The sequence below is a fragment of the Streptomyces sp. enrichment culture genome, assembly GCF_964273255.1.
GTDB lineage: Bacteria > Actinomycetota > Actinomycetes > Streptomycetales > Streptomycetaceae > Streptomyces.
On the sequence record NZ_OZ186835.1, the window covers coordinates 3851677 to 3870780 of the forward strand.

General features: G+C 73.5%; 20 protein-coding genes. 13 read left to right on the plus strand and 7 right to left on the minus strand.

Translation table 11 applies throughout. The features are described 5' to 3' along the window. Nucleotides 1-144 precede the first annotated feature (144 nt). The gene (locus ACSU53_RS16640; RefSeq protein WP_437028546.1) at nt 145-1974 is read left to right on the plus strand and encodes a bifunctional metallophosphatase/5'-nucleotidase; all 1830 of its coding nucleotides are present in this window, start codon (nt 145-147) and stop codon (nt 1972-1974) included. A gap of 102 nt (nt 1975-2076) precedes the next feature. On the opposite strand, the gene ACSU53_RS16645 is transcribed toward ACSU53_RS16640, so the two are convergent. The 6 genes from ACSU53_RS16645 to ACSU53_RS16670 all read right to left on the minus strand — a co-directional run bounded on the left by ACSU53_RS16645 (nt 2077) and on the right by ACSU53_RS16670 (nt 8564). Continuing rightward, nucleotides 2077-2658, minus strand: coding sequence for a hypothetical protein (locus tag ACSU53_RS16645; RefSeq protein ID WP_437028549.1), 582 nt, complete (start codon nt 2656-2658; stop codon nt 2077-2079). A gap of 145 nt (nt 2659-2803) precedes the next feature. Then, nucleotides 2804-4267, minus strand: coding sequence for a sensor histidine kinase (locus ACSU53_RS16650; protein WP_437028551.1), 1464 nt, complete (start codon nt 4265-4267; stop codon nt 2804-2806). Continuing rightward, nucleotides 4264-5016 (minus strand): response regulator transcription factor, encoded by a 753-nt coding sequence (locus ACSU53_RS16655; RefSeq protein WP_437028553.1) that lies wholly within the window; start codon nt 5014-5016, stop codon nt 4264-4266. The genes ACSU53_RS16650 and ACSU53_RS16655 overlap by 4 nt, the downstream gene beginning before the upstream one ends. Before the next feature lie 208 nt (nt 5017-5224). Then, a complete protein-coding gene (locus tag ACSU53_RS16660) occupies nt 5225-6475 on the minus strand; it encodes a S1C family serine protease (protein ID WP_437028555.1) in 1251 nt (416 codons plus the stop codon). Nucleotides 6476-6624: 149 nt separating this feature from the next. Further along, entirely contained in the window at nt 6625-7647 is a 1023-nt protein-coding gene (locus ACSU53_RS16665; protein ID WP_437028557.1) for a LacI family DNA-binding transcriptional regulator, read from the minus strand. Between the two features lie 128 nt (nt 7648-7775). Continuing rightward, a complete protein-coding gene (locus ACSU53_RS16670) occupies nt 7776-8564 on the minus strand; it encodes a winged helix-turn-helix domain-containing protein (protein ID WP_437028559.1) in 789 nt (262 codons plus the stop codon). Between the two features lie 225 nt (nt 8565-8789). On the opposite strand from ACSU53_RS16670, the gene ACSU53_RS16675 reads away from it, so the two are divergent. The 8 genes from ACSU53_RS16675 to ACSU53_RS16710 all read left to right on the plus strand — a co-directional run bounded on the left by ACSU53_RS16675 (nt 8790) and on the right by ACSU53_RS16710 (nt 14729). Beyond that, nucleotides 8790-9779: an alpha/beta hydrolase gene (locus ACSU53_RS16675; RefSeq protein ID WP_437028561.1), complete on the plus strand. Its 990-nt coding sequence runs from the start codon at nt 8790-8792 to the stop codon at nt 9777-9779. 39 nt (nt 9780-9818) lie between these two features. After that, nucleotides 9819-10073 (plus strand): MoaD/ThiS family protein, encoded by a 255-nt coding sequence (locus ACSU53_RS16680; protein ID WP_437028563.1) that lies wholly within the window; start codon nt 9819-9821, stop codon nt 10071-10073. 3 nt (nt 10074-10076) lie between these two features. Further along, nucleotides 10077-11507: a hypothetical protein gene (locus tag ACSU53_RS16685; protein ID WP_437028565.1), complete on the plus strand. Its 1431-nt coding sequence runs from the start codon at nt 10077-10079 to the stop codon at nt 11505-11507. A gap of 284 nt (nt 11508-11791) precedes the next feature. After that, nucleotides 11792-12532 carry an LmeA family phospholipid-binding protein gene (locus ACSU53_RS16690; RefSeq protein WP_437028566.1) on the plus strand — a complete coding sequence of 247 codons (741 nt, stop codon included), beginning with the start codon at nt 11792-11794 and terminating at the stop codon, nt 12530-12532. Nucleotides 12533-12888: 356 nt separating this feature from the next. After that, a complete protein-coding gene (locus tag ACSU53_RS16695; RefSeq protein WP_355172694.1) occupies nt 12889-12969 on the plus strand; it encodes a putative leader peptide in 81 nt (26 codons plus the stop codon). A 129-nt stretch (nt 12970-13098) separates the two neighbouring features. Continuing rightward, the gene (locus tag ACSU53_RS16700) at nt 13099-13944 is read left to right on the plus strand and encodes a sulfurtransferase (protein ID WP_437028568.1); all 846 of its coding nucleotides are present in this window, start codon (nt 13099-13101) and stop codon (nt 13942-13944) included. Nucleotides 13945-13986: 42 nt separating this feature from the next. Next, nucleotides 13987-14274, plus strand: coding sequence for a DUF1416 domain-containing protein (locus tag ACSU53_RS16705; RefSeq protein ID WP_006348354.1), 288 nt, complete (start codon nt 13987-13989; stop codon nt 14272-14274). 194 nt (nt 14275-14468) lie between these two features. Continuing rightward, nucleotides 14469-14729 carry a DUF3099 domain-containing protein gene (locus tag ACSU53_RS16710; RefSeq protein WP_437028570.1) on the plus strand — a complete coding sequence of 87 codons (261 nt, stop codon included), beginning with the start codon at nt 14469-14471 and terminating at the stop codon, nt 14727-14729. 36 nt (nt 14730-14765) lie between these two features. On the opposite strand, the gene ACSU53_RS16715 is transcribed toward ACSU53_RS16710, so the two are convergent. Next, nucleotides 14766-15128, minus strand: coding sequence for a DsrE family protein (locus ACSU53_RS16715; RefSeq protein ID WP_437028572.1), 363 nt, complete (start codon nt 15126-15128; stop codon nt 14766-14768). Nucleotides 15129-15229: 101 nt separating this feature from the next. On the opposite strand from ACSU53_RS16715, the gene ACSU53_RS16720 reads away from it, so the two are divergent. The 4 genes from ACSU53_RS16720 to ACSU53_RS16735 all read left to right on the plus strand — a co-directional run bounded on the left by ACSU53_RS16720 (nt 15230) and on the right by ACSU53_RS16735 (nt 19060). Then, entirely contained in the window at nt 15230-16081 is an 852-nt protein-coding gene (locus ACSU53_RS16720) for a hypothetical protein (RefSeq protein WP_437028574.1), read from the plus strand. Beyond that, on the plus strand, nt 16078-16911 hold the full coding sequence (locus ACSU53_RS16725; protein WP_437028575.1) for a hypothetical protein: 834 nt from the start codon (nt 16078-16080) through the stop codon (nt 16909-16911). Before ACSU53_RS16720 ends, ACSU53_RS16725 begins: the two co-directional genes overlap by 4 nt. Then, nucleotides 16908-18254 (plus strand): hypothetical protein, encoded by a 1347-nt coding sequence (locus tag ACSU53_RS16730; RefSeq protein WP_437028577.1) that lies wholly within the window; start codon nt 16908-16910, stop codon nt 18252-18254. Before ACSU53_RS16725 ends, ACSU53_RS16730 begins: the two co-directional genes overlap by 4 nt. 230 nt (nt 18255-18484) lie before the next feature. Then, nucleotides 18485-19060, plus strand: coding sequence for an FABP family protein (locus ACSU53_RS16735; RefSeq protein WP_437028579.1), 576 nt, complete (start codon nt 18485-18487; stop codon nt 19058-19060). Nucleotides 19061-19104: the final 44 nt, after the last annotated feature.

A 19104-nucleotide genomic window follows, 5' to 3' on the forward strand; every position in this document is an offset into this window, starting at 1 on the left:
CCCGTCCCCGGGGCGCGCGAAAGATAGACCAGGCTGTAACCAGGAAACCCCTGTCGCGCTACGCGCGTTGACCTTAGGCTGCGCCGGGCGGCCCGCCGTGTCCCACGGCCCCGCCCGGACCCACGTCGACCCACAGGGGGGCGCATGCCAGCCACATCCCCGGCGCACCAGCCGCGCCGCAGACGCCGTACCCACCGTCTTCTCGCCGCCGCCGGTGTGCTCACCGCCGGGGCGCTGGCCGCGGCGGCGCTGCCCGGGGCGGCGAGCGCCGGCGAGCACCACGGCGGCAAGCGCGGCTCGCACGGCCACCACCACGCGAAGCGGTACCAGGACGTGCAACTGCTGTCCTTCAACGACCTGCACGGCAACCTCGAACCCCCGACGGGTTCCTCGGGCCGGGTCACCGAGCAGCAGCCGGACGGCACCACCAGGACCATCGACGCGGGCGGTGTGGAGTACCTGGCCACCCACCTGCGCGAGGCCCGCAAGGGCAACCCCTACTCCGTCACCGCGGCCGGCGGCGACATGGTCGGCGCCTCCCCGCTGCTGTCGGGACTCTTCCACGACGAGCCCACCATCGAGGCGCTGAACAAGCTGGACCTCGACGTCACCTCGGTCGGCAACCACGAGTTCGACGAGGGCGCGCGCGAGCTGCGCCGCCTCCAGAACGGCGGCTGCCACCCCACGGACGGCTGCTACACGGACAAGAAGTTCAAGGGCGCCGACTTCCCCTACCTGGCCGCGAACGTCATCGACGACCGCTCGCGCAAGCCGCTGCTGAAGCCGTACTGGGTGTGGAAGAAGCGGGACGTCAAGATCGGCTTCATCGGCGTGACCCTGGAGGGCACCCCGGACATCGTCTCCGCCGAGGGCGTGAAGGGCCTGTCCTTCAAGGACGAGGTCGTCACGATCAACAAGTACGCCAAGGAACTGCGCCGCAAGGGCGTGAAGTCCATCGTGGCGCTGATCCACGAGGGCGGCTTCCCGGCGTCCCCGGACTACAACTACGACTGCGACTCCCCGGGCGCCGGCGACGGCATCTCCGGTCCGATCGCGGACATCGCGAAGAACGTCACGCCGGACGTCGACGCCCTGGTCACCGGCCACACCCACGCGGCGTACGCCTGCACCATCCCCGACCCGTCGGGCAAGCCGCGCACGGTCACCTCGGCCGCGTCCTTCGGCCGCCTCTACACGGACACCACGCTCACCTACGACCGCCGCACCGGTGACATCGCCCGCACGGCGGTGAAGTCCGCGAACCACGTCGTCACCCGGGACGTCCCCAAGGCGCCCGACATGACCCGCCTCATCGGCACGTGGAACACCCTCGCGGCCCCCATCGGCAACCGCCCGATCGGCTACATCTCCGGCGACATCGTGCGCGACGGCACCGAGTCCCCGCTCGGCGACCTCATCGCCGACGCCCAGCTGGAGTACGCCAGGACGCTGGACCCGGAGACCGACCTGGCCCTGATGAACCCGGGCGGCATCCGCGCCTCCCTGACCCACGCGGCGAGCGGCGCCGAGGGCGACGGCGTGGTCACCTTCGCCGAGGCGTTCACCGTGCAGCCCTTCGCCAACACGGTGAACCTCCAGACCTTCACCGGCGCGCAGCTGATCCAGGCACTCAAGGAGCAGGTCAGCGGACCGAACGAGGCCGCCCCGAAGATCCTCCAGGTCTCCGACGGCCTCACCTACACCCTGGACCTGACCAGGTCGGGCGCGGACCGCGTGGTCACGGACTCCATCCGGCTCAACGGCTCCCCGATCGACCCGGACGCCACCTACCGTGTCGCCACCAACAGCTTCCTGGCGGGCGGCGGCGACGGCTTCCCGACCCTGGGCGAAGGCACCGACGACCTCGTCGGCGCCGACGACCTGACCGCCCTGGAGCAGTACCTGACGGCCAACTCCTCGGCCTCCTCCCCGCTGGCCCCGCCGGCCGCGGACCGCATCACCCTCGTGCAGTGACCGCCTGACCCCCGCCGGGGCCGGTACGGGACGCGACGGCGCCCGCACCGGCCCCGCGCCGTGTGCGGCGGGAGCGGCCCCGGCCGGGCCCCCGGCCGAGGCTCAGGCCGGGGTCCACCGGGCCGCCGGCCAGGTGTGGGCGTCGAAGCCGTCCGGCACCTTGCCGCAGGGGGCGTAGGCGGACACCGCGTAGGTTCCCGTGGGCCGGTACCAGTGCACGTCGACCGCCTCCCCGGTCCCGGGGTGCCGGAACCGGAAGCCGAAGCCGACGCGGGAGTCGTCCCGCAGCTCCACCTCCCAGCCGTCCCGCTCCAGTCGGCGCCGGGTCGGCTCCTGTGCCCGGCGGGCCACCGCCTCCGGCACGTCCGTCACGCGCCAGTCCAGGTGGAAACTGTGCACGTCGGTACGGTCCCGGTCGATGTGGGCCAGCGCCTTGAGACCGCGGTAGGCGCAGGTGCCGGTGAGGACGCGTGCCGGTGCGGCAGGGCCCTGGGGCAGTGCCGCCTCGGTGTGCACCTGCTGGGCGTGGGCCTTCAGCCGCGCGGCGACCCGGCCGGGATCGGCAGCCGGGTACGGCGTCCCCTCCCACAGGCTCCGGACGGCCACCGTCGCGCCGGCCAGGACGAGCCCGGCGGCGGAGCACGCGAGGGCGAGGAGCAGGCGGTTGCGCGTCGTCGCAGTCATGATCACGACGGTAGGAGCCGCGCGGCCCTTCCCGCCCGGGTGTTTTCGCTCAATCGGACTGAGTAGGAGACCCTCCCCGCCCGGAGGGGCGCGGACGGCCGCCCCCCGGGCCGGAGCCGCCCGGGACGTCGCCCCGCCCGCCCGTCTACGGCACCTCCGGCGGAGGCGTCGGCGCCCCCGGCAGCCGTACCGTCGCCACCGTGCCGTCGCCGTCCGCGGCGGGGCGGAGCGAGACGTCCCCGCCGGCCTGCTGGACCGTGCGGGCGACGATGGACAGGCCCAGACCGGAGCCGGGCAGGGCGCGGGCGGTGGGGGAGCGCCAGAACCGGTCGAAGACGTGGGGGAGTTCGTCGGCGGGGATGCCGGGGCCGTGGTCGCGGACGGTGAGGACCCCGTCGGTCAGCCGGACCTCGACGGTCGTGCCCGCTGGACCGAACTTCACCGCGTTGTCGAGGACGTTGACCACGGCGCGTTCCAGCGCGCTCGGCTCGGCGCGGACGTACCAGGGGTGGAGGTCGGCGGTGAGGGTGAGGTCGGGGCCCCGCAGCCGGGCGCGGCGCAGGGCCGCCTCGACGGTCTCGTGCCAGGCGACGATCCGGGCCCGGCCGGAGTGCTGGCCGGTGTCGGGGCGGGACAGCTCCTGGAGGTCGCCGATGAGCGACGCCAGTTCGGTCATCTGCGCCTTCACCGAGGCGAGCAGGGCCGCCCGGTCGGCCGGCGGGATCGGGCGGCCGGTCTCCTCGCTGCGGGTGAGGAGTTCGATGTTGGTGCGCAGGGAGGTCAGGGGCGTGCGCAGTTCGTGTCCGGCGTCCGCGATGAGCTGCTGCTGCAGGTCGCGGGAGCTGGCCAGGGCGGACGTCATGGAGTTGAAGGAGCGGGACAGACGGGCGATCTCGTCGTCGGCCTCCTCGTCCACCGGGATGCGGATCCCCAGGTCCTCGGTGCGGGCGACGTGTTCGACGGCCTCGGTGAGCCGGTCGACGGGCCGCAGTCCGGCGCGGGCGACGGCGAGACCGGCGGCGGACGCGCCGACCACGCCCACGCCCGAGACGAGCAGCAGGATCAGGGCGAGGTCGTCGAGCGTCGCCTCGGTGCCCTTCAGGGGCACCGCCACGAGCACGGCCGCTTTCGAACTCGTCAGCGTGGACGGGTTGTTGATCACCAGGGGGAGGGCCAGCACCCGGACCGGGTCGCCGTTCTGGTCGGTGCCGTCGCGGTGGACGCCGGAGGAGGCGGTGCCCGCGCTCGCGATGACCTCCCGGTCCGACGCGGTGACCTCGATCCGGCCCGCCGAACTGGGGAACAGGCAGACGGTGCCGTCGGCGCCGACCACCTGGGAGTAGGTGTCCTGGAAGCTGCCGTCGACGGTGTCGCGGGGGGTGTCCGTGCAGGCGTTCAGCGCACTGCGGATCTCGCCCTCGCGCTGCGGGCCCTGGAGGACGGTGGCCTTCTGCAGATCGGCGTCGAGCTGCTCGTACAGCCTCCCCTGCACGATGAACCAGCACGTCACCGACACCGCCGCGACGGCGAACGCCACCGCCGCCGCCACCAGCAGGGACAGCCGGGCCCGGATCGGCAGCGTGCGGAAGCGGTGGAGGGCACCGCTCACTCCGCGCCGCCCTGCCGCAGGACGTAGCCCACGCCCCGCACGGTGTGCACGAGGCGGGGTTCGCCGCCCGCCTCGGTCTTGCGGCGCAGGTACATGACGTAGACGTCGAGCGAGTTCGACGACGGCTCGAAGTCGAAGCCCCACACGGCCTTGAGGATCTGCTCGCGGGTGAGCACCTGGCGCGGGTGCGCCATGAACATCTCCAGCAGGGTGAACTCGGTGCGGGTCAGCTCCACCGCGCGCCCGCCCCGCCGCACCTCCCGCGTCACCAGGTTCATGCTGAGGTCGGCGAAGGTGAGGACGTCGTCCGTCCCGGCCGAGGCCGCCACGGCCGCCGCGTAGGAACTGCGGCGCAGCAGGGCCCGGATGCGGGCGAACAGCTCGTCCAGCTCGAACGGCTTGACCAGGTAGTCGTCGGCCCCGGCGTCCAGTCCGGTGACCCGGTCGCCGACGGTGTCGCGTGCCGTGAGCATGAGCACGGGAGTCGTGTCACCGGTGGCCCGGATGCGGCGGGCGGCGGTCAGGCCGTCCATGCGGGGCATCTGGATGTCCAGGACGAGCAGGTCGGGCCGGTGGGCGGCGGCCTTCTCCAAGGCGTCCACGCCGTCGACGGCGACCTCGGTGTCGTACCCCTCGAAGGCCAGACTGCGCTGGAGCGCCTCCCGGACGGCCGGCTCGTCGTCGACGATCAGGATGCGCTGGGGACCACGGTCGCGGTCACGGTCGCCATCGGCGGGCACGGAGCTCATGGAGTCGGCTTCCCTCGGTCGGTCGGTCGGGTCTGCGGTGCGGTGCGGTGCGGTGGCCGGGGCGGGCGGGGGTTCGGGCGGGGGTTCTGGGTGGGCGATCGGTGTCCGGTCGCCGGTCCCCGTCCCGGCGCCTCCCGGCACGTACCGGCCCGTCCCGTGGCCGGGGCCCCGGATTTCCAAGCCTCGCACGTCCGCCGGCCGCCCCGGCTCACCCGGTGGCGCCCGCGCGGAGCGCCGGCAGGTCGGCCTTGAGGGTGTTCACCGGGATGGCGAAGCCCAGGCCCGCACTGCCCGCGTCGGACGAGGACCCGCCGGCCGAGTACATGGCGGAGTTGATGCCGATCACGTGGCCGTTCATGTCGATCAGCGCACCGCCGGAGTTGCCCGGGTTGAGGGAGGCGTCGGTCTGGATGGCCTGGTAGGTCGTGGTGGAGCCGCCCGTGTCGCCGTTGAACTCCCGGCCACCGAACTCGAAGGGCCAGCCCTCGCCCTGCTGCCACTGCTGCTGCCCGCGGCCCTCCTCCGTCGCGACGGTCACGTCCCGGTCGAGAGCGGAGACGATGCCGCTGGTCACGGTGCCGGTGAGGCCTTCGGGGGAACCGATCGCCACCACCTGGTCACCCACCTTCACCGCGTCGGAGTCGCCGAGCGTGGCGGCCTTCAGGCCCGAGGCGTCCCGCAGCCGGAGCAGGGCGAGGTCCTTGCTGCCGTCGGTGCCGACGACCTCAGCGGTGTATTCGGTGCCGTCGCCGGTGCGCACCGTGATCGAGGAGGCGCCCGCGATGACGTGGTTGTTGGTGACGACCTCGCCGTCCTCGCTGATGACGACGCCGGATCCGGTGGAGGTCCCCGAGCCGGTGGCGGCCTTGATCTCGACGATGCTCGGGCCGACCGCGGCGGCCACCCCGGACACGGTGCCCTTCTGACCGGCGGGCACCGCGTTCGCGGGCGACGCGCTGCCCGCGGCGACCGTGTCCGGGCCGGTGAGTTCCTGGATGCCGTAGGCGGTGCCGCCGCCCACGGCCGCCGCGACGATCGCCACGGCGGCCAGCAGCGCCCCCGGCCCGCGGCGTGCGCGCCCGCGCCCCGTGCGCCGAGGGCCCCGCTGGTCGTCCGACGAGGACTGCGAGGGCTGCGAGGACCTCGGGGACTGCCAGGACTGCGGGGACTGCGAGGAATGCGGCGTCTGCGAGGACTCCGGGGGGTGAGGAGGCAGCGGGGGCCGCGGCGGCACCGGCGGCCCCTGCGCGTCCGCCGCACCGCCCGCCGGCAGGCCCTCCGCCCCGCTCACGCGCTGCTGCCCCGGCGGCCGGGGCCGCGCGGACGCGTCCGAGCGCGCGTCCGCGCCCAGGTCCGGGTGCGCGTGCGCGCCGGACGGCCGGGCGTGCTGCGGGGCGGGCGGGGCGGAGGGCCGCTCGTTCTCGTACGGGGTGCCGGGGCTGCGAAAGGTCTCGTCCATGCCGACGAGGTTCGTGCCCGACGATGAGAGCAGTCTGAGGGGCGACTGAGAAGTCCGGCAGAACCTCGTATGCCCGATATAAGGGCGCTCGCCGTCAAGGCGCCCGGCCCGGTCCCGCCGTCCCCTCCGGCCGCCCCCGCCGGGCTCCGCTAGCCGCAGCCGCAGGAGCGGCGGACGACCAGGCGGGACGGGAACACCTTCAGGCGCTCGCGGCGCGCCCCGGCCACCCGCAGACCGTCGTCGAGGACGAGGTCGACGGCGGCCCGGGCCATCGCCGAGCGGTCGGAGGCGACCGTGGTCATCGGCGGGTCGGTGAGCGCCGCCTCCTTGATGTCGTCGAACCCGGCGACCGCCAGCTCGCCCGGGACGTCGATGCGCAGTTCGCGCGCCGCGCGCAGGACGCCGATCGCCTGGTCGTCCGTGGAGCAGAAGATCGCGGGCGGCCGGTTCGGGCCGGAGAGGATGTCGAGCCCGATCCGGTAGGCGTCGTACCGGTTGTACGGGGCCTCGAAGAGGCGGCCGTCGGTGGGGATGTCGGCCTCTTTCATCGCCCGGCGCCAGCCCTCCACGTGGTCGGAGACCGGGTCGCCGACGGCGGGGGTGTCCGCCGTGCCGCCGAGGCAGGCGACGTAGGGGTAGCCGTGTTCCAGCAGGTGGCGCACGGCGAGCTGGGCGCCGCCGAGGTCGTCGGTGACGACGGCGACGTCGTCGATCGCCTCGGGGCGTTCGTGCAGCAGCACGACCCGGGCGTCCCAGGCGTCTATCTCGGCCGCGGCCAGGTCGTTGAGGGCGTGGCTGACCAGGATCAGTCCGGAGACGCGCATCCCCAGGAAGGCGCGCAGGTAGTGCACCTCGCGCTCGCCGATGTAGTCGGAGTTGCCGACCAGCACCATCTTCCCGCGCTCGGACGCGGCCTGTTCGACGGCGTGGGCCATCTCCCCGAAGAAGGGCTGCCGGGCGTCCGGCACGATCAGACCTATGAGGTCCGTGCGCCGGGACGCCATCGCCTGGGCCACGCGGTCGGGCCGGTACCCCAGTTCCTTGATCGCGGCGAGGACACGCTCGCGCGTGGCCGGGGCGACCGGCCGGGGTCCGTTGTTGATGACGTAGCTGACGACGGCGGTGGAGGTGCCCGCCAGCCGCGCCACGTCATCCCTGGTTACCTTGGCCACGCGCGGAGTCTACGCGGATATACCGAATGCGGGCAGGGCGTGCGGACGGCCGTGCGGTCCACCGGACGGGTGCGTCCGTCCGGGTGCGGCGCTCGTCCGCGGGCGCGGTGCGCTCATGCGTGCGCCCCTCACGCCTGTGCCCTGACCCCGGCGGCGTCGCGGGCGGCCGTCCCGTCCGCATCCGCCCGCTTTTGCGCGGCGGCCCGGGTGGACGTGGTCTTCGTCTCGTCCGGGGAGCGGTCGCCCTTCTCCGGCGTAACGAATCGATAACCGACGTTCCGGACCGTGCCGATCAGGGATTCGTGCTCCGGCCCCAGCTTGGCGCGCAGGCGCCGTACGTGGACGTCGACCGTGCGGGTGCCGCCGAAGTAGTCGTAGCCCCAGACCTCCTGCAGCAGCTGGGCCCGGGTGAAGACCCGGCCGGGGTGCTGGGCGAGGTACTTCAGCAGCTCGAACTCCTTGAACGTGAGGTCCAGGACGCGGCCCTTGAGCTTGGCGCTGTAGGTCGCCTCGTCGACGGAGAGGTCGCCGTTGCGGATCTCCATCGGGGAGTCGTCGTCCGTGATCTGCCGGCGGCCCATGGCGAGCCGCAGGCGCGCCTCGACCTCGGCCGGGCCCGCGGTGTCCAGCAGGACGTCGTCGATGCCCCACTCGGCGGTGACGGCGGCCAGGCCGCCCTCGGTGACCACCAGCACCAGGGGGCACCCGGGGCCGGTGGAGCGCAGCAGCTGGCACAGGCTGCGCACCTGGGGCAGGTCACGGCGGCCGTCCACGAGGATGACGTCCGCGCCCGGGGTGTCCACCAGGGCCGGTCCCTCCGCCGGCGCCACCCGCACGGTGTGCAGCAGCAGACCGAGGGCGGGGAGGACCTCCGCCGACGGCTGGAGGGCGTTGGTGAGGAGCAGCAGGGAGCTCATCGCGCCCCACCTCCCCGGCCCGGGGCTTTCCGTTCGTGCACGCTTCGCTCGCCCATAACGTCTGGTTCCTCCTCGGCGGTCCCTGCGAGGACGTTTATGGATTGCTCCGTGCGTTTCGACGCCCCGTACGTCGGCGGTCTCCCGCGTCGTATACAACGCTTCCGAAAGCACAAAAGGACCCGGGGGCTTCGCTGCCCGAGTCCTCTTCCCAGCAGAATAGCGGACATGAGCAGCGGTTCGGCAGGTCGTGTGGCATGTACCACCCCTCGTCCGTATGGCGGGGCACCCGGGACGGCGAACGCCGGTACGGCTGTGCGGACGTTTCTGCGCACCGCCGACGGCGTCCGGATCGACTGCCTCTACGAGCCCCGGCGGACGCCGGAGCCCGGCCTCCGGGAGGCGGCGGCGGAGGGCAGGCGGGGCGGTCCGGAGGGTGCGCGCACCGGCGGCCGGGAGACCGCCGTGGTCTTCGTGGTCGCGCACGGCTTCACGGGGGACGTGGACCGGCCGCACCTGCGCCGGGTGGCGCGGGCGCTGCGCCGGCACGGGGCCGTGCTGACGTTCTCCTTCCGGGGACACGGTGCCTCCGGAGGGCGGTCCACGGTCGGTGACCGCGAGGTGCTGGACCTGGCGGCGGCGGTCGGCCGGGCCCGGGAACTGGGGCACACGCGGGTGGTGACGGTCGGCTTCTCCATGGGCGGCTCGGTGGTCCTGCGGCACGCGGCGCTCGGAGCCGGGACGCGTGACGCCGGGACGGGTGACACCGGGACGGGCGGCGAACCGTCGGAGTTGCCGGTGCAGCCGGTGCTGCCGGGACGGCAGGCCGGTCCCGACGCGGTGGTGTCGGTGAGCGCCCCGGCCCGCTGGTTCTACCGGGGCACGGCGCCCATGCGGCGGCTGCACTGGCTGGTCACCCGGCCCGAGGGGCGGCTGGTCGGCCGGTACGGGCTGCGCACGCGGATCCACCACCTCCCGTGGGACCCGGTGCCCCTGTCCCCGGTCCAGGCGGTGCCGCGGATCGCGCCGACGCCGCTGCTGGTCGTGCACGGCGACCGCGACGGCTACTTCCCGCTCGACCACCCGCGGATGCTGGCCGCGGCGGCCGGTGAGCAGGGGGAGCTGTGGATCGAGCCCGGCATGGGCCACGCGGAGAACGCCGTCACCGAGGAGCTGCTGCACCGGATCGGGCGCTGGGCGGTCGCCCGGGCGGGCTAGCCTGACCGTGTCCACCGTCAACGATTGAGGAACCAGCAGATGGCAAAGGTCACGGTGCGGTACTGGGCCGCAGCCAAGGCCGCGGCCGGGGTGGCCGAGGAGCTGTTCGAAGCGGCCACGCTCGCCGAGGCGCTCGACGCGGCCCGCGAGCGGCACCCCGGCGAACTCCCGCGCGTCCTGCGGCGATGCTCGTTCCTCGTCGACGGTGATCCCGTGGGCACCCGCGCGCATGAGACGGTACGGCTGGCCGACGGCGGCACGGTCGAGGTGCTCCCGCCGTTCGCAGGAGGGTGAGCGATGACCGATCAGCCGTACGAGGGCCACGACCCGTATCAGCCCTACGGGCCGCCACAGCAGTACCCGCAACACCCCGAGCAGCACCAGCAGCGCCTCCCGCAGCAGCACCTCCAGCACCACCCGCAGCAGCCGTACCAGCAGGCGCAGCAGCCGTACCAGCAGGGGCAGTCCCCGTATCCGCAGCACCCGCAGCACCCGCAGCACGCGCAGCCGCACCCGGCGCCCGCGCAGCCGCACGCGTGGCCCGGGGAGCAGGGGCGGGCGGCCGATCCGTTCTTCGACGAGCAGCACACCCAGCAGTGGCAGGGCCAGACCTGGGAGACGTCCGTCCAGCCGCCGGTGCCGGCGGCTGCCGAGGAGACCGCCTACCTGCCGCCGCAGGGGCCCGCCGGGCCGGTGGACGGACCGGCCGCGCACGCGGGTCACGGCGGGGCCGGGAGCCACGGCGGGGCCGCGACGTACGGGGCGCCCCCGCCCGGTCCGCTGCCCGCCGCCTCTCCCGCCCCGGCCGCGGCCCGGGCGTCCCACGCGCCCGCCGCGCCGGACCCCTCCGGCGGTTACGGCGGACTCCCGCACCCGGCCGCGTCCGCAGCGGCCCCGGCACCGGCGGCCCCGGGCGTCGCGCCCGACGCCGACGGACCCGCGTACGGCCCGGCCACCCTCGCCGGGAACTCGCGCGTCACCGACGCGCAGCGCGCCCGGGCGGAGGGACGCTCGCCGATCATCGAGCCCGGCATGCAGCCGGCCGCGCTCACCGCGGTGCTGGGACTGCTGCTGGCCGGCGGCGCCGCGCTGGGCACGTACGCGCTGCTCCTGCCGCTGATCGCGCTCCAGGGCCTCACGGCGGCCGGCTGGTTCCGGCTGAACGGGATGTGGCCGGCCCGCCAGGGCATCGCCCTCGGCTTCCTGGGCGCGCTGGCGGCGGACGTGGCCCTGCTGGCGTCGGACCGGTCCCCCGGTGCGCTCCTCGGGACCCTGGGCGTCTGGGTGCTGCTGTCGCTGGTGCTGCAACTGCGCTCGCACGCCGATCCCGACGAGCGGATGTACGGCCTCATGGCGACCGTGGCGGCGGCGGCGCTGGCGATCCTCGCCGGCGGTTACCTGGCGGCCGACGCGGACGCCGTGACGGTCGGCGCGGGCGCGGTGGCCGTGGCGATGGTGGTGCGGGCCCTGCCGCTGCCCACGCCGGCCTCGGTGGCGGCCGCCCTGGCGGCCGCCGCGGGTGCGGGCGCGGCGCTGGGCGGGCTGAGCGGACCGGGCGCCGGCGCGGGCGCCCTGCTGGGTGCCGGGGTGGCGGTCTGCGCCCTGATCGGCCACCGGGTCGCGAGCTACGACTACCCGTCCCGCTTCGTCCACTTCACGGCCGGTGTGGCGCTGCCGCTGGCCGCGGCGGCGCCGGCGGCGTACCTCCTGGGCCGCGTGGTCGCCTGACCCGCCCCGGAGGGCGGCCGGGCCGTCCGTGCCGTTCCGGCTCGGCCGGCACCGCGGGCAGGACACGGCGACGGCAGGCCCGGCGGCGACAGGCACGGCGGCGACAGGCACGGCGGCGACAGGACACGGCGGGGGCGGCCCCACACGGGCCACCTCCGCCGCCCTCTCACGTCACAGGTGATCCACAATCCTCGGGAGAGCGCTCCCGTGCGGGTTACGCTCGCGCTGGACGGCCGCCCGGTCGTCGGGACTGCCGTCGGAACGCCTAGGTGGGGGAACACCGCATGCGCGCACTGCGAATACTGCTCGTCGTCGTCGTGATACTCGGCGGGCTCTTCGTCATCGTGGACCGCGTGGCGGTGAACTTCGCCGAGGGCGAGGCCGCCGACCGCCTGAAGGCCACCGAGAACCTCTCCTCCACGCCCGACGTGTCCATCAAGGGCTTCCCCTTCCTCACCCAGGTCGCCGGCGGCACCCTCGACGACATCGAGATCGGCATCCAGGACTACGAGGCCACCACCGGCGACGACGGCCGGAAGATCCGCATCTCCGACCTGCACGCCGACATGAAGGGCGTCGAGTTCTCGGGCAACTTCAGCTCGGCCACCGCCGCCCGTGCCACCGGCACCGCGTCGATCTCCTACGACGAGCTGCTCAAGACGGCCCAGTCGGAGCCCCAGCAGGTGGCCCCGGGGGTGACCGCGAACGTCGTCGGGCTGTCGGACGGCGGCAACGGGAAGATCAAGGTCGAGGTGGAGGCCACGGTGCTCGGGGCCAAGCTGCCCGAGCCGGTGTTCGTGCTCAGCTCCGTCACCGTGGTGGACGGTGACACGGTGCGCGTGAAGGCGGACGCGCTGCCCAAGTTCGGCGGGGTCACGATCGCCGAGTCCCGGGTCCGCAGCATCACCGACTTCGAGCAGAAGATCGACGGTCTGCCCGGCGGTATCCGGCTGGACAAGGTCGAGACGTCCGAGGCCGGTGTCGGCATCACGGTGAAGGGTTCCGACGTCCGCCTGGCCGGGTAACCGCCGACAGGAGCCGAGGAGCCGACAGGAGCCGAGAAGCCGAGGGTCGTGGGGAGCCGAGGTGGCAGGGGCGCAGGCCCGGGCACGGGAGCGGGGACAGGCACCGGCCGCTGCGGCACGGGCTCCCGGTGCCCGGCTGCCGGGAGGGAACGGCCGGGCTGCACGGCCTCCGTCCGAGGAGCGAGACGGACGTGTCCGCATGCCAAGGGTGACGCCCGGCACATCCGGACGCGGAGCGCCCCGGAACAGCGCCGCGCACCCCTGATCCGCGTCCCGATCCCGCCATGCGGACGATCGCGTCTCACCATGCGACACGCCGGTGACACGCCCGCCCCGCTCTCCTTACCATCGGGGCCATGAAGCGACAGGCGGATCTCACGAAGCGGCGGGCAGTAGACCTGTGCCGTGTCGCCGCCATGCTCTGTCGCGCCTTCTGAGCCGACGTCGTCGACGACGTCCGCCTTCCCCCTCGCCCACTGAAGGGCACCCCCGCGCCGGCCGCCGTACCGCCGTGCGCCCTGTCTCACCCCGCACGCCCCGCCGCAACTGCCCCGGAGGAGAAAAGCATGAGCCGCAGCGACGTCCTGGTCGACGCCGACTGGCTCCAGGAGCACCTGGACGACCCGAGCATCGCCATCGTCGAGGTGGACGAGGACACGTCCGCCTACGACAAGAACCACATCAAGAACGCCATCCGGATCGACTGGACGCAGGACCTGCAGGACCCGGTCCGCCGTGACTTCGTCGACCAGGAGGGCTTCGAGAAGCTCCTGTCCGACAAGGGCATCTCCAACGACCACACGGTCGTCCTCTACGGCGGCAACAACAACTGGTTCGCCGCCTACGCGTACTGGTACTTCAAGCTCTACGGCCACGAGAACGTCAAGCTGCTCGACGGCGGCCGCAAGAAGTGGGAGCTCGACGCCCGCGAGCTGGTCCCCGGCGACGAGGTGCCCGAGCGCCCGAAGACCGACTACCGGGCCAAGCCGCAGGACACGTCGATCCGCGCCTTCCGCGACGAGGTCGTGGACGCCATCGGCAAGAAGAACATCGTCGACGTGCGGTCCCCCGACGAGTTCTCCGGCAAGCTGCTCGCCCCGGCCCACCTGCCGCAGGAGCAGTCGCAGCGCCCGGGCCACGTGCCGAGCTCGCGCAACATCCCGTGGTCGAAGAACGCCAACGACGACGGCACCTTCAAGTCCGACGACGAGCTGAAGAAGCTCTACGAGGACGAGCAGGTCGACCTCTCCAAGGACACCATCGCCCTGTGCCGCATCGGTGAGCGCTCCGCCCTGTCGTGGTTCGTGCTGCACGAGCTGCTCGGCGTGGAGAACGTCAAGAACTACGACGGCTCCTGGACCGAGTACGGCTCGCTGGTCGGCGTGCCGATCGAGCTGGGCCCCGCCAAGTAAGTCCCCCGACCGACCTCTTCCGACCCCAACAGGAGCAGCTACATGTGCGGTGCGAAGGCCGGCGGCCCGGACGCCTCGACGATCAAGCCCGGTGAGACCACCATCCAGGGTCAGGTGACCCGCGACGGCGAGCCGGTGACGGGCTACGTCCGTCTGCTGGACTCGACCGGCGAGTTCACCGCGGAGGTTCCGACCTCCGCCACCGGTCAGTTCCGCTTCTACGCGGCCGAGGGCACCTGGACCCTCCGCGCGCTGGTGCCCGGCGGCACCGCCGACCGCACGGTCGTCGCCCAGCAGGGCGGACTGGCCGAGGTCGCGATCGCGGTCTGAGGACGCCGCGGGGAACCCGGCCGCCCGGCCGCGCACCTCACGGGCCCGTTGCGGCTGAAGGGCCGCATCCCACGGGTTGGACACCCGGGATGCGGCCCTTCGGCATGCCGGGGGCGGGGGCACCGTGCGGGGGCCTCGCCCGGCCGGCCCGTCCGCCCCGCGCCGGGCGGGCCGGCCGGACCTACGCTGGAGGCATGTACGCGCGCAGGCGGCACGTCTACTTCACCCTGATGGGCACGTGCATCGCGCTCTTCGTCCTGGCCTGGGCCGTCGTCCGGCTCTGGTCGGTTCCGGTGGCCGTGGGCATGTGCGTCGTCGCCATGGTCATCCCGCCGGTCGCCGCGGTGATCGCCAACCGGCGCGGCCCCGACGACCGCTGGTGGGACGACCCCTCGGGGGACCCGCAGTCGGACGAGTGGTGGGACGAACTCGACGGCAGGAAGCGGCCCCGGTGAGGGCCGGGCCCGCCGCCCGGTCCGTGGGCAGGCGTCTCAGTAGACGAGCGCCTGGGCGTCGTCGGCCAGCGCCTCCTGGACGAACACCTGCGCGCCCGCGATGCGGACGCCCTTCAGGACGTCCTCCTCCGTGATGTCGCGCCGGGCCGCGCACTGCGTGCACAGGGTGACGCGGCCGCCCGCGAGGAGCGAGTCCAGCAGGTCGGGCAGGGGAGCGGCGTGCGGCAGCTCGAACTCCGCGGCCCGGCCCGGGAGCGCGAACCAGGCGGACTCCCCGGTCAGCCACAGGGAGACGTCCACCCCGCTGGCCACGGCCACCGCCGCCACCGTGAAGGCCTGCGAGCAGCGTTCGGGGGCATCGGCCCCCGCGGTCACCTTGATCACGAGCTTCTTCGCCATGGCTGAATCGTAATCACCTCGCCTACAACTACCGGTGTGACGTAGGAGTCTCCTGGGAGGCGCGATACGGAACGCGCCCTTCACGTTCTGAGGGGGACTGAGTGGAAGACGCCGATAGACCCGACAAGGCCGGTTCCGGCCCGGTGACGGGCGTGGTGGGCGAGATCGGGGAGATCGAGTTCGCCGGGGACAACCCGGAGCCCGGCCCGGCCGGGGAGACGGGCGACATCGAGGGGGCGGCTCGGCGCCCCCGGGGCCGGACCACGCTGATGATCGCGGCGGCCGCCGTGCTGGGCGTGGTGGCCGGCACCTGCGCCGGCTATCTGATCCAGGCCGAACGCCCGCCCACCGCGCTGCCACCGCTGTCGCAACCCGTCGTCCCGCAGGCGAAGGCCGAGGCGGAGCCGCTGCCGGCGTCCCGGGACCGCCAGGTGCGGATGGACGGCGACCTGCGTGAGTTCCTGATCGACCGGCCCAAGAACGCGCGGGACGTCGACGACGTGCCGGATGCGGACGGCTGGGTGGGACTCTCCGAGTACGCGAAGCGGTACGAGGACCCGGCGTCGACGTTCGCCGGCCTGGTCGCCGACGACTTCCGCCGCTCCGCGAGCGTGTCCTGGGCGTTCGACCAGCACGGGGGCGTCTACATCAACCTGACGCAGTTCCGCCAGGTGAGCACCATGGGTGCGTCGCTCTGGGCGGAGAACGGCTTCTACTGGGCCGACCGCGAGACCGACACCCGCAGCTGGCCGATCCCGGGCACCGGGGAGCACGCCGGGACGGCGTACGTCCACGACACCCCCGAGCGGAAGGCGGGCTACCTCCCGTTGTACTCGGCCGAGGCGCACGCCTGGCGCGGCGACGTCTACGTCGAGATCTTCATCTACGACACGAAGCCGGTTCCCAAGGCGAAGATCATGGACCTGGCGAAGCGGCAGGTGGGCAAGCTGTGACCGAGAACTCCGAAGCCATGCCCGAGGTCATCGAGGGGGCCGTGGCGGAGCCCGCCGTCGACGGCGTGACCGCACGGGTCGCCCGCAGCGCGCGCGCCCGCCGCGTCGCCACCGTTGCCGGATCGGTTCTGCTCGCCGGTGCGATGATCGGCGGCGTCGCGTACACCGTGGTGACGGTGCAGAACGCGGACCGCAGTGCCGGCAAGCCTGCCTGGAAGCTCCCGCCGGCCGGCAAGGCCGGGGCGCCCGACGGAGGGGCGGACAGCGAGGGGCTGAGCGCCCTGTTCCTGCCGTTCGAGGACGGGGCCCGCTTCCCGGGCCCGGACGTGCGGGACTTCGGCCACGACACCGAGCTCAGCGGCGCCAAGGCCACGGCCCTGCGCAAGGAGTCCTTGAAGGGGCTCCCCGGTTCGGTCAAGCGGCAGTTGGCGAAGCTGATCGAGAAGCAGGACATCAAGGGCATGGCCCTGCGCAGCTACGCGGTCCACGACGGCGGCTACGAGGGCGAGGCCTTCACGGCCGAGGTCACCCTGCAGCGCATGGGCAACCGGTCCGCGGTGCGGAACATGGCGGGCTCCGCCCAGCGGTTCATGGAGAGCAGCGACGTGTTCCGTGAGGCGCCGAAGGTCAAGGGCCACAGGGACGCCCGGTGCTACCTGTCGCCGAAGGCCGAGAAGGACGGGCTGGAGGGCGCGTTCTGCGTCAGCCACGTGGGCGACGTACTGGTCAACATGGTCGTGGACTCGCCCGGGCCGGTCGACCGCAAGGGCGTCACGGCGTTCTTCGCCGCACAACTCGACCGCATCGACAACCCGGGACTGGCCGTATGACCGAGCACGCACAGACGACGGCCCCGGCCGACCGGACGACCGCGCCCGAGGAGGCTGCCGAGCAGCCGCAGACCGGGGCGGAGCCGCACATCGCAGCGGAGCCGCAGACCGCAGTGGAGCCGCAGACCGCAGTGGAGCCGCAGTCCGGGGCGGAGGTGCGGCCTGCGGAGCAGCCGCAGCACGCCGAGCAGCCGCGACAGGCGGAGGTGGACCCGGAGTCCCGGGCGGAGGTGCAGCCTTCGCCGCAGCCGCAGCCGCAGCCGCAGCCGCAGCACGCCGAGCAGCCGCAGTCCGGCGAGCAGCCGCAGACAGCTGAGGGGCCGCAGTCCGGCGAGCCGCAGTCCGGGGCGGAGCCGCAGAGGGCGGAGCAGCCACGAACCCCGGATCAGACGCCGTCCGCGGAACAGGGACTCCCGTCGGCCCCGGAAGCCCCGTCGGCCCCGGAGGCCGCGTCCGCCCCGGCGGCTCTGCCGGACTCCACCATCTCGGCGGCCCCCGTCACCTCGGCGGCCCCCGTCACCGCACCGGACCCGGCCGCCCCGGCGGGCTCCGTGACCCCGGCCGCCCCGCTGCGGGTCCGGTTCCGGGACCGGCACCGGCTGCGGGCGGCCCTGCGCTGGACCGCCGTGGTGACCGTGTTCGCCGCGTTCGGAGCGGGCACGGCCTACGGGATCACGAGCATGGAGCGCACCGACGTCCCCGGGCTGGCCACCGAGCCGGACGGCCGTTGGGACTACCCACGGATCACCAAGCCGCCCCTGCCCGCCGGAGCCGTCCCGTACGACCACGAGGACCCGGCGAGCGCCCACGCGGCCGACCTGCGGGCCCTGCTGCTGCCCGCGCCGGCGGGGGCGACGGAGGACGAGGAGCTGAAGGGCGAGGACGGGTGGCTGGCCACCGAAGACTTCGTCTCCGTGTTCGCGGAGAAGGAGCACCGGGCCGAGGCGAAGCAGCTGATGACCGACCACGGCCTGCGGCACGTGGCCGCCCGCGGCTGGACGACGCCGGACGGCACCCGCACCCGGATCTTCCTGCTGCGGTTCGCGACGGCCGAGGTGGGGGACGCGGTCTACGGCGAGCTGACCGGATACGGGTCGCCCACGTACTCCCTCGCCGGCGCGGAGCGCGCCGAGTTCGACGAGCGCTTCCCGTCGGCCGCCGACCCGAGGGGAGTGACCCGGTACTCCTACGACGAGCTGAAGCCGCGCGGAGCGGAGCACGTGCGGCAGGCGTACCTCCGCGCCGGCGACGTGGTGGCCCTGGTCGTCCAGTCCCGCAAGGGCACCGCGGCCGCCGTCCCCTTCCAGCAGACGGTGACGCTGCAGGGCCAGCTCCTGAGCTGACGGCGGACAGGAGCGACCTCGTACGGAGGGCCGGGCCCCGGCCGCGTAAGCTGGGGCCCGGCCCTGTGCACTACCGCACCCCCCGCTCAAGGAGCACCCCGTGGTTATCTTCTTCGAAGCCCTGCTGGTCCTGGTCGCCGTCGGCGTTCTCGCCTTCGCCGGGCTGACCGTGAAGAAGCTGTATCAGGGCCAGCGCTGACCTGCCCGACCACGTCCAGGAACTGCCTCTCATGATCGAGATCCCGTCCGACCTCCACAAGGACCTCGTCCCGCTCGCCTTCCTGCTGGGCAACTGGGCGGGTGCGGGCGTGCACGACTTCCCCGGCGCCGAGAAGTGCAACTTCGGGCAGGAGGTCACCTTCTCCCACGACGGCCGGGACTTCCTGGAGTACGCCTCCCACACCTGGGTGCTGGACGGCGACGGCAACAAGGTCCGGCCCCTGGAGTCCGAGCACGGCTTCTGGCGGATCGACGCCGAGCGCAAGGTCGAGGTGACGATGACCCGCGACGACGGCGTCATCGAGATCTGGTACGGCGAGATGGCCGACCAGAAGCCGCAGATCGACCTGGTCACGGACGCCGTGGCACGCACGCCCGCCGCCCGCCCCTACAGCGGCGGCAAGCGGCTGTACGGCTACGTCAAGAGCGACCTGATGTGGGTCGGCGAGAAGCAGACCCCCGAGGTCGAGCTGCGCCCCTACATGTCGGCGCACCTGAAGAAGGTCGTCACCCCGGAGGAGGTCGAGCGCTGGGCGAAGGCCCTGCCCGACGACATGCCGGACGACGGGATCGCCTTCTTCAAGTAGGCCGCCTCCCCCGAGCGGTTTGTGAGCCGTCTGTGAGCCGGCTC